Here is a 16064-nt window from a genome sequence, read left to right on the forward strand (position 1 = left end):
TCGGTAATGGTTAAACAAAATCGGCATAAGGATGATGATCTTAACCCCTTAAGCTGAGGTTTAAATACCTGCACCATCATGTAAACTTTGCTTGTGGGAATGTTTGGCTTTACTTTCATAGCGGGATATTTCATCAAAATCAACTTGCGGTAGGCTCTCAAAGCCAGGTTTTGCAAACAAATAGCCCTGCATCAGGTCAATGCCAGAATCGCGCAACCAGAGCATTTCTTCGATGGTTTCTACGCCTTCGGCTAACGAGGTAATGTTAAGCTCAGCAAACAAGTTAACACAATTTTTAATAATAGCTTGTCGGGTACTATCCTGGTCGATATTACGAATAAGCTTCATATCAAATTTGATGATGTTGGTTTGAAAATCAGCCAATAATCCCAAACCGGCATAGCCAGAACCAAAATCGTCTAGTGCGGTGATAAATCCTGATTTTTTATAATACTCAACAATACCCTTAACAAATTCTGTATCGCTGATGTTCTCATTTTCAGTAAATTCAAACATGATTCTATTGGTTGGAAAACCATACTCTTTCGCGGCTTCTAAGGTGGTTCGAATACAGCGCTCAGGTTTATAAATGGCATTGGGAAGAAAGTTGATACTAAGCATGGAGTCTAGTTTGAGCTTAGCAGCCAGTGCGATGGCTTTCACTCGGCAAAGCTGGTCAAATAAATAACGATTATCATCATTGACTTGCTCGATAACGGAAAAAGCAGATTCATTTTGTAAACCGCGAACTAATGCTTCATAGCCAAATATAGTATTGGTTTTACAGTTAATAATTGGCTGAAAAGCCATGGTGAAATCAAAATCAAGGCTGCTTTTATCAAAACATTTATTACAAGAAAATCTGTCATAAATTATCGGCTTTGTTTCCATTATCGCAACCTCACTAAATATAACGCCCGCTTAAGCTATGCAGTAACGCAACCTAGGTTTTGCTTAACGTCGTACTGATTAAAGTACAAATGCAGCAGGTTACAAATTAACTTAAAGTGTTCGTTGAATTAAGCCGCTATGCGGCAAGAAGAAGATAAACACATCTTCATTGTGTCGTAGTCAATATTGTAACTATCGACTTAATTAATATTGTCTAACTATGCCTATTAATACCAAAGTATCATAACGATATTAACGATACAGTCATCAAAACAACATCTTACCAACTTAAACCGGTAAGGCAAGCCAGCAGTAAATATCGCTGGATATTATTTTGTATTTAAGTGTAACCGGTTAAATTAGCCTCAATATCATGGTCAAAAAACATAATTCGCCCACTATTGTCGACCTAAAAACAGCCTCAAACTTATCCTAGACCATATTAAGCGGTAAATTGATCAATCGCACCCGCCCACAAAACCAATAGCCTTGATAACACGCGTTCAATAATAAGCAAACATTAGGCAAAAAGTACGGGGAGTAGTCACACATTCAAGCTGCCAGATATTAGAACGGCAGTTGCTCACCGTTAAAATTGTAAAACTCACCCGTGTTAGCAATCGATAACTGGTTAATCACCTTTATAATCCCCAATGCAGAATCGATAACTTTAACCCGTGCAGCGCTACCGCCCATGTCAGTTTGAACCCAGCCAGGATGAACAGATACCACAGCAACATTATCATCAACAAGTTCTTGAGATAAATTCACCGCGAGCATATTGGCAGCGGCTTTAGACATTCGGTAACCATACCAATCGACACCTTGTGGTTCTGTTAATGATCCTTTGGACGATGAGATAATAGCGATTTTACATAAACGTGTTTTATTCAATAGAGATAATAAGCAATGGATTAAAAATAATGGCCCGAGCGCATTCACTTTAAAGCACATTTCAGCATCAGCATAATCGATAGCATGAATACTGTGATTATCGCGATCCAAATAGCCCGCATTATTAATGATTAAATCAATACTAATATTTTGCTGGCAAAGATTATTGGCTAAACGGTGAATGGTATCTGGGCATGTGATATCCATTGATTCAATCAATAATTTATCAGCAAACTGCGCCTGTAACGACATTAGCTCAGTCGTTGTGGCATCATCGCGACAGGTCGCAATAACCCGACAGCCGTTAATAAGGTATTGCTCAGTTAAGGCCAAACCAATGCCTCTATTTGCACCTGTAATTAATACCACTTGGTTATTCATTTAACACCTCAAAATATATCCTTATACGCAGCACTGCTGATAAATATGCTATATAAGTTATTGATTAATATCATTCTACATTATAGCGGTTTGGACGTTGCAGCAATGCTTAATGTATTGAGCGCGGCGGCTATTTTATTCATAACCTTATCGCAGCCTGTAATGTTATGACGCTGCTTAAGGTACTGCGGATTGTTATACGACAGCCAAACCTTATTATCAGCGTCTTCACTAATCAATGCCTTTTGGGGCAAGTCAATTGCCGCCAGTTGGTTACACTGGATTAATTGAGTGCCAATGTTCGGGTTGCCAAACACAATCACTTCAGTTGGTCTTAACGTTAAATTAACCCCCGCCGCATTTTTCTGATGATCTATTCTGGCAAAAACCGTAAACCCTTTATCTTTTATGATCGACTCAAACCTATCAGCGGTTTCTTTGGCCGAGTAATGGCTTTCAACAGTAATAAGGCTTTCTAGCGCCAGGGCATGAGTTGAGGCTATCAAGGTGACAAGGGCTAAGGAAATATTTTTAATCATAAAGTTACCTATTAGTTATGTTTGAACACTCGCGATATGGCGGCCTAAACTCGGACAAACAAACAGGTTAACAAGATGGTGAGAAGTACTTATCTCAGCCTTTGTTCTTCGCGAGCGATATTAATATGAGCTAAGTTTATGTTAAGTAACCGAGCTATTTATCAGCGCGGCGCTAATTTTACTGCGGTACCAAAAGCCATTATTTCCGACGACCCATCCATAATGGCGCTTGTTGTAAAGCGGATACCCACAATCGCATCGGCATCTTTTTCAGCTGCACTGGCAACTAAGCGCTCAATGGCGACATCTCTGGCATCACTTAACATTTCGGTGTAACCGCGGATTTCGCCGCCGACAATGCTTTTTAAACCAGCCATAATATCTCGGCCAATATGTTTAGATTGAACAACATTACCCGTTACAATGCCGACAATCTCGATAATATCCCGACCAGGAATGGTTTCTGTTGTGGTATAAATCATAAATCCTCCATAAACAATTGCGCTTAAACCACTTTACTGTGAACAGGGTTAAATAGACATTCAATGAGCGATACTTAAAAGGGCCCCCAAATACACCGGCTTACTCTTCAGGCGCATATCGTCATAAACAGTCGTAACGTATACGATCCATTAAGTGCTGGTGGCCGTACTAAGCCACTTAATCGGTTCTTAATGGGCCACATAATAGAAGAGTAAAATAAACTCGGTGATTATGCAGTGCTTTTAATTTAATCTGTTTAGCCTTATTTTGATTAAATAAGCATTTAAATGAATAAAGGTTAAAAATTTACCGAGGGTAATACTTTTATTTTTGCATAAAGCTGAATAAAAATGCTTTTAACATACTGGTGGATGAGGTTGCGCCAAGGAGACTTTTACCACCATTAGCCTTTTTATTGGACGGTTAATGGCGTTAAACATGGCATAATTACCCACTGAGTTCAGCATTCATTTTTTGTAAACGTATTTATAATCGCTTTCGTGTAATAGAGGTTTGTTTGGCTTCACATCATTCATTATTAAATCATCAGCGTCATTTTGAGCGAATTGGTCCCGATTATCGCAATGGTGATTCGGTGAGCTTTTTAGATATCAAGCACACCTTTGGTTTACAGCACATAAGAGTGGGCAAATGGGTTAATCGCGAGGAGTCGGCATTAGCGGCTAACTTGATATTTGATTCATTAGCCGATCTGGCCAATATACTCTGCGTACCACCAGAGCTAATTGGCCTGCGCGGCAGTTTACGGTTTGCCTTTGGCCATGGCGGCCAAAAGGGCGTGCAGGCACACTATTCACCAGCATATCGAGAACTGGCGTTAGCCAAAAATGCCGGCGCAGGGTCGTTAGCTCATGAGTTTTGGCATGCGTTCGATCATTACATAGCCGACAAAATGTTTGTTGATGACACTCTACTGAGCCAAGATGAGTACATGAGTCCGGCTAACCGGTATGCATGTGCTACCGACCATTGGCTTGCAGACAAAGCATTAGTTGCTCATCCACTGAACCAACAATTATCTGAGCTATTTGAAATCACTTTTTTAAACACCAATGGCCAAGAGCCACACGAGTATGTGAGACGGTCAATCGCGTTAGATAAACTGCAAGCTTGTCATTACTTTGCCAAACCAACAGAAATGATGGCGCGTGCATTCGAAGCCAGTATTGAAATGTACTCACAGGTTAATGCCGAAATATCTAATCCATACCTAGTTAACAGCACGATTAACTCACCATTGGCCAAACATGGTGCTTACCCAGATACCCAACACCGCCGTGAAATCTATCAAGCACTATTGGCCTATTTCGAACCCTTAGGGATAGCGTTTGATAAACACAATCGGGACAGTCAGCCAGCGCTTAATGTATAGCCTTGTTATAGATAAAAAGACTTGATCCATAATGATTGAACGAATCAACATGCTTCTGAGATCTGACGGTCTATCTGTTAGATATGAAAAAGGCCTAGCGTTTAAGATAGGCCTTGGTATTTGATTGCTAAAGCTATCCAAGCCAATCGGGCTGAGACATAACCAATAGCGGTTAGCTAATGCCTTAACGCTTTTTGTACACAACGCCATTTTTCATAACAAAAGTGACGTTTTCCATCAAGCTAATGTTATCTAGCGGATTGCCATCAACAGCAATAATGTCAGCCAAGAATCCGGCTTTAATTTGACCTAGGTTATCTTGTTTTATCAAGGCAGCACTGTTAATTGTTGCAGCCTGAAGCGCTTGAATAGGCGTCATGCCAAAGGTGACCATGCGTGAAAATTGCTTACCATTGTCTCCATGGGGATAAATCGCCGCATCTGAACCAAACACCATCTTAGCGCCAGCCTTAACGGCTTTTCTAAAGCTGTCACGCTGGGCTTGCGACACTTGCTTTTCTTTATTGATATTGGCTTCTGGTACGCCGTTAGCGGCACCATAGGCGAGGGTGTATTCGGTGTTATAAATATCGCAAGACAAGTAAGTACCGGCTTTTATTGCCATCTTAATGGCTTCATCGTCCATAAAACTACAATGTTCAATACTATCGATACCCGCGCGTATCGCATCTTTAATGCCACTAGTGCCATGTGCATGAGCGGCGATAACCAGGCCGCGCATATGCGCTTCATCTGCGGCAGATTTAAGTTCTTCGTAAGTCATTTGTTGCGCACCGACTTGAGTTACTTTAGAAAAAACTCCGCCAGTGGCACAGACTTTAATCGCATTGGCACCGTATTTTATGTTTTCACGTACTTTGGTGCGCACTTCCAAAGGACCGTCGGCAACACCTTGAGCTTTAGCATGAGCTTCTGGAGCAGGGAAATTATCATCGCAATGTCCGCCGGTGATACCAATCGCGTGGCCTACGGCCCAAATACGTGGACCAGGAATATCGCCAGCATCTATTCCATCTCGGGTAGCAATCACTGAATAGCCAGATGCACCTAAGTCTCGCACTGTGGTAAAGCCTGCGAGCAAGGTTTTCTGAGCATTTTTAACCGCTTTAACAGTCTGTCTTGGTACTGAATAATTCATCGACTCTAAAAAATTATCTTCAGCATCGCCAGATAAATGCACATGCATATCCATCACTCCTGGCACCAGCGTTTTACCTTTAAGATCAATCAAGCTGTAATCGGCTTTATTAGTAATGTTTGCCGCGGTGGTAACCTTAACGATGTGATTGTTAGAGATGATTATCGCTGCATTATCAACGCTTTTTCCTTTAGCTACATCGATATAGGCATCGGCCAAAATCAAGGTGTCTTGGGCAAACGCCGGAGTAATAAAAGTGGTACCTAAAATTAGGCTAAGGGAGAATGAAATTGCATTAATCTTATTGTTTTTTAAAGGCATAGTTATTTTTAAAATCCTGTGTTGTTATTGTTATGCATTTCATTATTAATTGAACCAATAAGGGTCAGAACTGAGGTTAGCGGTGCAAAAAATCAATGATGAGGGCTAAATTATATTAACCACTTGTTAAATTTAATCGTAGTTATTTTATGTATCAATTTGTATTAGCTGATAGTTATCGGGTGAGCGGTTTTAGCATAATGAAGCGAGTGTTAATGCTGAGATATAACCCATAAAAAAGCCACTCGCGAGTGGCTTGATAAAGAGTGATTTATTACTAAAAATATATTATTTACACCAAATCAGACTTATCCAGAACCTGCTTCAATCTCGCAAAGGTCTGCATTGAGTCATTTGCTAGTATTGGTGAGTACGCTGGATTATGGGCATTAAGTTGATACTGACCATTAGTGAGTTTATTCACTTTACGCAATAAATATTGGTTATTACCTGTATCGTCTTGAATTTCAATCGCGATGATTTTACCAGTAATCGAACCAGCATTTAGCGCTGTTATGCGCTCTAATAACAACAAATCACCGTCTTCAATTGGATTTTTACCGCCATTCATTGAATTACCACTGGCTGGGGCAATAAAGTAAATCGATGGATCGAGTTTACTAAAGGTCGAGTTTAGCGTCAGTGTGTCACTATTGTCATCAGTACCCGTTTTGAAATGACCGCAGGCAATTTTGAGATCTGGGTAATAACTAAGGGATGTCTGTTCATCCTTTGTCACTCCAATGGGAAGCGTAACCACATTCGATTGTATTGTTTTGCTGGTTGGTGTCGGCGTAGAAGATGATTGGCGTTGGCTGTAACGCGCTAACAATAATTCGCTTAATTCTCTCATCGCGAAAGACATCACTGCAATATCATCAACTTTTACATCAATATTCGCATGTAACCGATCATCTTTTACAACAAACCAAGATTGCGTATCTGATTTATCTTGTTTGCATAAAAAAGTAATTGGGTTGGCTAACCAATACTTGTGCCATTTTGGTGAGCGGGCATCAATTTGCTGCAGATCGGCTTTAACATCTTGAATCCACAATTTTGGATAACGTTTAAATATCTGCCAACTCTTAAGGCATACCGCTTCAATTCTGGGAGGATGACTTAATCCATTCAGCTCAACAAATGCTTCGAGTAATATTGCTTTAAAGCATTTGGTCATTGTCGCCTTTTCAACGCCAAGACTTAGAAATGGCAAATAGGGCGTTAACGAATGTAATGCGTTGTCTTGCTTTTCTTGGCTTAATACCAATTCAAACCAACTACCATTTTGCTTGGTCATTTTACTCCAAACATAACCACTGTAATAAAACTCTGTGGCAGTAGGGCGGTGACCTAAATCATCTTTGAGTAATTGGTACTGTTGATCAGCTTTAGTGTAATCAAGTTTTAACTGTTGCCAAAAGTCGATTAATTCGGGGTCGATATTGATTAAGCACTTAGAATCGATTTGAGGTGTGTTAAGACGCTTAATCGCTTCATTGGCGTTCGCTGTTTGCAATAACGCCATTGGCCGATTTAAAAAGCTGATGTGATTACCGATGAAATCGATAACAGACACAAAGGTTTTATGAGTTTCGGGAGATGTACGTAATCCACGACCTAACTGTTGTAAAAAGAGAATTTTAGATTCAGTCGGTCGTAAGATTAAGATAGTGTCTATTGAGGGTAAATCTGTACCTTCATTAAACAAATCAACTGAAAATATTACCTCTATTTCACCAGCGTTTAATTGGCTAAGTGCTTCACCGCGTCTAACTTCTGAGTCGCTATGCACCGACACCGCTTTAATACCACGGGCAGAAAACCATTGTGCCATAAAGTCGGCATGAGCTTTAGAGACGCAAAATGCCAAGGTACGTTGCTGCTTATGTTTCTGCCAATGAGCAAACACATGTTTAGCGCGCTTTTGGGTAGCAAACAGATTGACTAATTGTTGCGGATCAAACTTACCATTACGCCATGGCAGCTCTCGGTAATCGACCGTTTCGTCTTTAATACCTTGGTAATGAAAGGGGACTAAAATACCCGATTCAATTCCGTCGATAATGTTTCTTTCAAACACCAAATTGTTATCACATAACGATAAAATATCTGCTTGATCCGTGCGCTCTGGCGTGGCGGTTAACCCGAGTAAAAACTGCGGGGTAAAGTGATTGAGTAATAACTGATAACTGACGGCGCCAGCATGATGAAATTCATCAACGATCACATAGTCGAAATGAGTTTTATCAAGTTTATTAAGGTATTCGGGTTTGCCTAAAGTTTGAATCGATGCAAATACAATGTCAGCATCAACGACCTTAGTGTTGGCATTAAAGTGACCTGTGGTACTTTGAGGTAATAAGGTCCTAAAAGTCCGTTCTGCTTGAATTAATATCTCTTCTCTATGAGCAACAAACAGCACTTTTTTAGCCTTGAATTGCAATACATCAAATGCAGCTAACCATGTTTTACCCATACCCGTGGCTAATACAACCAGTCCTTTGGATTGCTTGGCTAAACGTGTGTCAGCTAATGCAATTAAGGCTTCTGCTTGGGCTGAGTTAGGTACTGGTTCTTCTGGCTCTACTTCATTAACGATAGCTAAAGGCGGTTTACACAATTTACGCTGTTGGGCATAGTTGTTGATGAATGCATCACTGAGCTCGATTGCCTGCGAATGATTGAAAATCTGCAAGAATTGTTGGCGGATATGGTTAAATTCTTTAGGATCTTGATTCGGCAATAAATCATGGCGTAAGCACCATTCAAATGCATGGGTGAATGCCGCTTTACTGATGTTATTTGAGCCAATAAAAGCGCTACCTATATCTGCTAGTCCGCTTTGTTGTTGGACGAAAATATAGGTTTTCATATGAAAGCTTTGATTACGTTTACAAATAAAGATTTTGGTTTTTGCACCGCGAGATTGCAAAATCATTAAGTGTCGTAATGCAACCGGATCGGTAATCAAAAGATAGTCTGAGGTAACGATTGAAATGCTTGCATCGCGTTCTAGCGCGTCAGATAAAGCATCAAAAATTAAATTTAGCCCAGATTGCTGAATAAATGACACCGATATTTCAATATGAGTCGCACGATTAATCGCTTGCCGCAATTTGGGTAAAAATGGATCATCCAAACCACCACTGATTAATACAGGTCCTTCTGCTAACTTCATTGTTACATCTCTATTGGGTGATTTTAATTAATATTGCATTGAGCCATTGCTCACTGTCACGGCCAGGACGAACATCAGTGGTTATCCAAGTACGTTCAATGTTTAAAGAGGTTTGGCTGAGCCATTGTTGTAATCGAACTTCGTTGGCATCGCTAAAGAATCGGCCATTATGATTTCGTTCTTGGTCGCCATATTTAAATGAGCAATAAAACACGCCACCTTTAACCAAAGTATTAGCCAAAACATTAAAGGTGTTGGGTAGGGCGTTGACCTCAACGTGTAGAAGAGATGCACAAGCCCAAATACCGTCAAACTCAAGCTCAGTGTCTATTTCATCGAAGGTACAAACCGCCACATTTTGACCTATATATTCAGATGCCGCTTTGGCTAATTCGGCACTGGCATCAATTGATGTGACATTGAAACCCAAATCGATAAAGGCTTTACTGTCTCGGCCAGAACCACAACCTGCATCTAACACACGTGCCTTTGCAGGTAAATGGCTGATAAAAGGCTGGTATAACCCACTGACGTCAGCATTCACTGTTGAGTCAAAAAAATCTTGTGAATTTGTGTCATAAAATTCGATGGTAGACATAACTAACCCTATGATTTACATGGCTTGATTCTAACTTATCACCGACAGCCTTCTCAAGTGTTTCATTCTATCGAAAACCCATTAAGCTAGATTAATAATCAACTTGCCTAATCACCGCAATCGCCGTTTCATTACGGCCTTTTTTAGACGGGACACGATGGCCGGTGTCGGCATTGGTTTTCATGGTTTGTATGAATTGGTTCATTTGTGGGCCAATGCTGATGTGTATCGGTCGATGTTTACCGTAATAGTACAGGCGGTCAAATTTCAGATTTTCGCACATCCACTGCGCCACCAGTTGCATATCAATCGGTTTATCATCCTTGTTGCTCACTAGGGTAAAGTCGCAGGCGGCACCTAAGCGATCGCAGATGATTTTTTGATTTTGATTGAGTTCGTATGAGCAATGTTGATCAAGTTTTGGCGCAATATGCGGATTGCGATTTTTAGCAATCTTTCTGACCAGCTCAGGCGAACAAAAACCATATGTCAGCGCTATGGGTCCAAATTGATCGACGATTGGATCAAGTATTTGAGTGGCTAACAAACTGAGTGCGCGCCAAGTGTCGGGTTGCAGTGGCAAATTTTCTATTTGATGTTCGATAGCCGTAGCCCCGCAGTTTATTAAATCTGCGTAGGTAAAAAAGCGACTCGCTTTGCCATTGATATTATAGGTAAACAATCAACATCCGTTATCTGGGTTCATTTGGGGTAACAATACCGCTTATTGATTACGCTGACCAGATTGAACTGCAATCGTGATGATAAATGGGTAAAATAGCCGTCATCGAATTAATGTATCGATAAATGTGGTGCTGGTATTGCCATGATGTATTGATGGCAAAATGCTGGCGAAAAAACACATTGGATTGCTGTTTATCACTCAATTGAAGGTTCAGACCCAAAAGCCTTGGTATGATGACTGGCGTAACAGATTTTTTATGTCTAATGTTTATAGACTAAGGTTTATAGGTGCTAGCAAAGTGGCGTTTGACTAGACAGTGCTTCAACATCCCATCAAATCGACTTTTACCCTGCAAGAATTGATAAGTAATAAGGTGAGAAGTAAGCCTATGCGATTAAGAATTTTATTACTTTTACTTATTTATTTTCAAGCGTATTTTGCCTATGGGCAAAAAGCAACGTCATCATGTTATGAGCCGATTAACGTTGGTTTTAATAGTTGGGCGCCGTATTCTTGGTTGGATAGCGCCGGTAAACCCGTTGGGCTCGATGTTGATATGCTCACTATTGTGGCGGACAACTTAGGTTGTAAGTTAAATTTTATCGATATGCCCGTAAAGCGAGCCCACAGAATGTTACAAGAAGGCACCTTGGATATTATGATGGGCGCAAGTTATAGACCTGAGAGAGAAGCCTATGCTGATTTCTCAATACCATACCGTGACGAAGAAATTAAGTTATTTGTAAAATCTGATTTAGCTTCACAGATCAAAATTGATAAATGGCAGGATATATTTAGTCAAAAGCTGGTCCTCCTTGCGCCTATTTTTGGCTGGTATGGGGCAGATTTTTTGGCATCAGAACAAGCGTTAATCAAGCAAAAATTATTAATTTTCAGTCGTAATGCCACCCAATCAATTCGCATGCTGGGTTACGGTAGAGGCGATGTTGTCATTGGCGATTCTATTGCCGTACCTTATATAGCAACTCAGATTGAAAGGATTTCTGTTACAGAATTACCGCTGGTATTAGACCATAACCAAATTCACTTTCTGATCAGTAAAAAAACCACTAACCCAGAGTTAATTACAGGCATTAACCAATCGATTAAACGTTTATCCAGTCGGGGAGAACTAGCGCAAGTGATTGTTAAATGGCAGCAAATATCGATAGCTAAAACACAAGAAACGTCTGGTAAAGTGCCTTTGTGATGATACTTCGCAGCTGATTTATGCTTAGTGCTTTTATCGTCCTAGAAACAAATAAGGTTATCTAAAGAAGTGATTTTTATTAATCGCTTATTCATTGCGCGTATTCATTTCACTTATCTATAGCACTTAAGTTAGTGCAAGTGCCGCATGCGAGTAGTACGCAGTTTTTATCAGCCTAATATAAGCACAACCTTGAGCTTATAACTTTTGCGACAGTGAGGCTAATGCGTCAAGTGCTTGCTCAAAATCGAGCATCTCAACGGTATCATGCAGGCTGGCTAAGTCTTGTTGCAGTAACACCTTATCCGATAGCATATTTTGTAGGCGTAAAGTGACGTCGAGTGCGTTGAGATTACCGTCCATTAGATGCTGTTTAAGTTCTGCTAGGGTCGAGGTTAACTCTGCGCTTGAATAGTCTTCTGCAGGTGCCGGTGTATCTGTTACAGATGAATTTAGTAATAGGCTATGAATACTTGAAAGCTCAGCTTGCGCCACAGCACGAACATGCGCTATCAGTTCTTCGCATACAAGATCAAGGTTAGCAGCATTTTCATCATGAGCTTGTTTAAGCTTTTTTTCGCCGTCTACTAGGGCTGAATGCAGAGATGACAAGCCGGTGGATCCTGAACTACCTTTTAGGGTATGAATAATGACCAGAATGTCCTTGGTATTGTTATCTAAGATCATCTGATCCAGATTTTGCAGCTGTTGTTGTAAATTTGTTTCAAAAATATGTATTAAGCGCCGATAAAATAGTTCGTTGCCTGCAAAGGGGGCAAGTAAATTTTCGATCGTTTTATTTGCTGATGTTGAACCTAAGTGATTAGCGCTATTTGAGACAGTTTGTGCAACCGAGTGCGGATTACTAGGATTTTTGTTCGCTTTCATCTCTTTACTCTCGGTTTATGATGGCTTGGCTGATCCGCTACCAAAAAGATAATAGCAGTTTAATTACAACAGTGATATTGGATGAACTATACCTATAGACACGAGTGCTTTATTGTAATCAATAGGGTTATTCAACAACTTAGTTTGCTACAACATCATTTATAAGATTATATTAGCAAATCAAATTAGCCAAATTTGGGTTTTACTCACCAAAACGGAGCCGGCATGCCGCTAGACAAAATTTTACACGTAGAAGATGATGAGTCGATTCGAGTTATCGTTGAAATGGCTCTGGTTGATATCTCAGGTCTTACCTTGGTGTCTTGTGAGGGTGGGCATGAGGCGATTAGTCAACTGGCGCACTTTACACCGGATTTAATATTGTTAGATGCCATGATGCCAGGTATGGATGGTTTGCAAACCCTGCACGAAATTCGTAAAAATGCACATTGCGTTAACATTCCGGTGGTATTTATGACCGCCAGAATTCAGCATACTGAAAAACAGGAATATTTAGATGCCGGCGCTGTTGACGTTATTGAGAAACCCTTTGATGCCATGAGTCTTGGCGATTCACTAGAGTGTATTTATCAAGCCCATCTTGCTTCAGCAAAAATCAACCATCCGGAGTAACTGATGCAAGCTCCCGTAACACCGATTTTCGAACAACTAAGACTCATAGCGTTACACAATACTGGTCTGTTAGATACGGCTCCAGAGCAACGTTTTGATCGCCTAACTCATCTAGCTAAACTTTGCCTTGGCACCGAAATAGTGCTGATTTCATTGGTGGATGCTAAGCGGCAATGGTTTAAATCCAAACAAGGTCTAGCGGCCTGTGAGACGAGTAGAGACATTTCATTTTGTGGTCATACGATTTTAGCCGAATCTATTTTTGAAATCCACGACGCCCAGCTCGACAGCCGATTTGCAGATAACCCATTGGTTACCGGCGCGCCATTTATTCGCTTTTATGCTGGTGTTCCGTTAGAGATTAACGGTGAGCGCATTGGCACACTTTGCTTTATTGACAGCCAACCTCGGCAGTTTACCGATAAAGAGCGCCAAATTGCTTTTGAGTTTGGCAAGAGCGTTGAGCAAGAAATTCAAGACCGATTACAAGAGCAGTCAAATGAGCTATTAGCGGCAAGTGAGCTAATGTATCGGTCGGTGCTTGAAGGGACCAGAATTGGTACTTGGCAATGGAATATACAAACCGGTGAAACGGTTTTTAACGAGCGTTGGGCAGAAATGATTGGTTATCAGCTTGCTGAGCTTGAGCCCATTTCTATCGACACCTGGTTAGCCGTAACCCATCCCGATGATTTAGACCACGCCAAGGCGGCATTAGAGGATCATTTTAATGGTTTAAGCCCATTTTATGATGTTAATTTCCGCATGCAACATAAACAGGGGCATTTTATATGGGTGCATGACAGAGGCCGAGTGATTTCATACTCAGACGATGGTAAGCCTCTGATGATGTACGGCACCCATGCCGATATCACCAAACAACATGATAACGAACTAGCATTACGACAAAGTCGAGATCAGTTTAAAACCTTAGTGACTAATATACCTGGGGTAACTTACCGATGTCATCATGATGAGCATTGGTCCATGCTGTATATGAGCGATCATATTTATGCGCTCTCAGGCTACCTCGCCAGCGATTTTATTGATAACTCTCAACGCAGTTTCGTGAGCATCATTCATCCCGAAGACAGAGATTTATTAATTCAAACGGTTGAAAAAGCAGTGCTTAACCATGCCAGTTGGGTACTCAATTTCCGTATTTTGCATCAAAATGGTTCGGTTCTATGGGCTGAAGGTCGCGGCGCTGCGGAATATGATAGTCGTGGGGCTATTAAATACCTAGATGGTTTTATTTTAGATATTAGCAAAGAGAAAAAACTTCAAGATCAATTACATAAACTCACACAGCAGTTGCCAGGGGTTTTGTATCAGTTTCAGTTATGGCCCGACGGTCACAGTGCATTTCCGTATGCCAGTTCTGCCATCGAAGACATTTATGGTGTAAAACCCGAAGACGTGCAAACGGATGCGTCCACCGCGTTTGCCAAAATTTACCCCGAAGATTTGCCGGCGGTAGCCAAGAGTATTGAAGATTCAGCACAACAACTCACGCTGTGGGAACAGGAATATCGGGTTTACAGGGATGATAATACCTTAGTGTGGTTATCTGGCAGTGCTTCGCCAGAAACCATGCCCGATGGCAGTATTTTGTGGCATGGGTACATTCAAGATATTACCCAAACAAAAGAGCATTACCTCAAACTTGAAGATCTCAATTTGCAATTGAATGTTGCTCAGCAAAGCCTTGATTTAGCTAGCGAGCAAGCTCAAATTGGTTATTGGCATGCGTCATTAAAACAGGGCACCTTATGGTGGTCGCCTATCATTTACCAAATATTTGGTTTTGACGCCCATGACATCGTTCCCAGTGTGACCTTGCTTAAAAGTGCCGTTCATCCAGATGATATTGATAAAGTGGATAAAAGTGAGCAGCAGGCTCGCTTAACAGGCATTCATAATGTGGTTCACCGAATTATTCGACCTAATGGTGAAGTTCGTTGGGTGCATCAGTTAGGGCAATTAGTTGCCGAGGATAAAAATCCTGATCAGATAATAATCGGCTCAGTACAAGACGTTACCGATAGGATGCAATTACAACAAGTTAAAGATGACTTTATCTCAACAGTAAGTCATGAGCTGCGTACGCCATTAACATCGATTTTTGGCGCCTTAAATTTATTGCAGTCTGGTAAGTTGGTTACCTTACCCGCAAAAGCGGACAAGCTGATTGAAATTGCCAGCAGCAACTGTAAGCAGCTTAGCCGTTTGATCAATGACTTATTGGATATTGAAAAACTCGCGGCTGGGAAGATGTTGTTTGAAATGAAACGCTTAAATGTTGTGCCTCTATTACAAAGAGCCATTGACGATCATCAACCTTATGCTGACTTACATCAAATCACCCTGGCATTGCAATTAAACCACGCAATGGATGAGATCCTTGTCTATGTCGATGAGCATCGTTTATTACAAATCTTGACTAACTTCCTGTCCAATGCGGTTAAATTTTCGCCGACAGCGGGAAGTGTCACTCTGTCTACCACACTGATTGGTAATCAGGTTGAGATTGCTGTGCAAGATCAAGGTGATGGTATTCCTGAAGATTTTCAGAGCAAAATTTTTGAACGTTTTTCTCAAGCAGACGCCAGTAGCTCTAAGGCCAAAGGCGGTACAGGTTTAGGTTTAGCGCTGTGTAAGGAGCTGACTGAAGCAATGAATGGCAGTATTGGCTACAGTTCAACACCAGGTTATGGTGCCAGGTTTTATATTCGCTTACCCATCTCTGTTTAAGGCTCAAGGGTTCTTTGAGCTTGAACAGTCGATAAAAAGTTCTGTTTCGCTGTG

The 16064-nt window shown here is 40.9% G+C and carries 13 protein-coding genes; 4 read left to right on the plus strand and 9 right to left on the minus strand.

What is annotated here, in order from left to right; translation table 11 throughout:
- Positions 1–60: 60 nt before the first annotated feature.
- The 4 genes from H5164_RS11835 to H5164_RS11850 form a co-directional block, all read right to left on the minus strand.
- A complete protein-coding gene (locus H5164_RS11835; RefSeq protein ID WP_182697297.1) occupies positions 61–891 on the minus strand; it encodes an EAL domain-containing protein in 831 nt (276 codons plus the stop codon).
- A gap of 567 nt (positions 892–1458) precedes the next feature.
- Complete coding sequence (locus tag H5164_RS11840) at positions 1459–2166, minus strand: SDR family oxidoreductase (RefSeq protein WP_124014791.1); 708 nt, start codon at positions 2164–2166, stop codon at positions 1459–1461.
- Positions 2167–2246: 80 nt separating this feature from the next.
- A complete protein-coding gene (locus H5164_RS11845) occupies positions 2247–2705 on the minus strand; it encodes a DUF302 domain-containing protein (RefSeq protein WP_182756275.1) in 459 nt (152 codons plus the stop codon).
- Between the two features lie 161 nt (positions 2706–2866).
- Positions 2867–3187 (minus strand): heavy metal-binding domain-containing protein, encoded by a 321-nt coding sequence (locus tag H5164_RS11850; protein WP_124014792.1) that lies wholly within the window; start codon positions 3185–3187, stop codon positions 2867–2869.
- Between the two features lie 518 nt (positions 3188–3705).
- Here H5164_RS11850 and H5164_RS11855 point away from each other — a divergent pair.
- Positions 3706–4581 (plus strand): CLCA_X family protein, encoded by an 876-nt coding sequence (locus tag H5164_RS11855; RefSeq protein WP_182756278.1) that lies wholly within the window; start codon positions 3706–3708, stop codon positions 4579–4581.
- A 184-nt stretch (positions 4582–4765) separates the two neighbouring features.
- Here the strand turns inward: H5164_RS11855 and H5164_RS11860 are convergent, their stop codons facing one another.
- From H5164_RS11860 to H5164_RS11875, 4 genes are all read right to left on the minus strand, one after another.
- A complete protein-coding gene (locus tag H5164_RS11860) occupies positions 4766–6061 on the minus strand; it encodes an amidohydrolase family protein (protein WP_182756280.1) in 1296 nt (431 codons plus the stop codon).
- A 292-nt stretch (positions 6062–6353) separates the two neighbouring features.
- On the minus strand, positions 6354–9242 hold the full coding sequence (locus tag H5164_RS11865; RefSeq protein ID WP_182756282.1) for a DEAD/DEAH box helicase family protein: 2889 nt from the start codon (positions 9240–9242) through the stop codon (positions 6354–6356).
- 10 nt (positions 9243–9252) lie between these two features.
- Positions 9253–9840: a bifunctional 2-polyprenyl-6-hydroxyphenol methylase/3-demethylubiquinol 3-O-methyltransferase UbiG gene (locus H5164_RS11870; protein WP_182756284.1), complete on the minus strand. Its 588-nt coding sequence runs from the start codon at positions 9838–9840 to the stop codon at positions 9253–9255.
- Between the two features lie 91 nt (positions 9841–9931).
- The gene (locus H5164_RS11875; RefSeq protein WP_182756286.1) at positions 9932–10522 is read right to left on the minus strand and encodes a hypothetical protein; all 591 of its coding nucleotides are present in this window, start codon (positions 10520–10522) and stop codon (positions 9932–9934) included.
- Positions 10523–10913: 391 nt separating this feature from the next.
- On the opposite strand from H5164_RS11875, the gene H5164_RS11880 reads away from it, so the two are divergent.
- Entirely contained in the window at positions 10914–11735 is an 822-nt protein-coding gene (locus H5164_RS11880; protein ID WP_182756289.1) for an ABC transporter substrate-binding protein, read from the plus strand.
- Positions 11736–11933: 198 nt separating this feature from the next.
- On the opposite strand, the gene H5164_RS11885 is transcribed toward H5164_RS11880, so the two are convergent.
- On the minus strand, positions 11934–12623 hold the full coding sequence (locus H5164_RS11885; protein WP_182756291.1) for an Hpt domain-containing protein: 690 nt from the start codon (positions 12621–12623) through the stop codon (positions 11934–11936).
- A 225-nt stretch (positions 12624–12848) separates the two neighbouring features.
- Between H5164_RS11885 and H5164_RS11890 the strand changes: the two genes are divergently transcribed.
- Both H5164_RS11890 and H5164_RS11895 read left to right on the plus strand, forming a co-directional pair.
- Positions 12849–13256 (plus strand): response regulator, encoded by a 408-nt coding sequence (locus tag H5164_RS11890; protein WP_182756293.1) that lies wholly within the window; start codon positions 12849–12851, stop codon positions 13254–13256.
- A 3-nt stretch (positions 13257–13259) separates the two neighbouring features.
- On the plus strand, positions 13260–16010 hold the full coding sequence (locus H5164_RS11895) for a PAS domain-containing protein (protein ID WP_182742437.1): 2751 nt from the start codon (positions 13260–13262) through the stop codon (positions 16008–16010).
- Positions 16011–16064: the final 54 nt, after the last annotated feature.

Origin of the sequence: Shewanella sp. SG41-3, assembly GCF_014164545.1 — a bacterium.
Taxonomy (GTDB): domain Bacteria; phylum Pseudomonadota; class Gammaproteobacteria; order Enterobacterales; family Shewanellaceae; genus Shewanella; species Shewanella vesiculosa.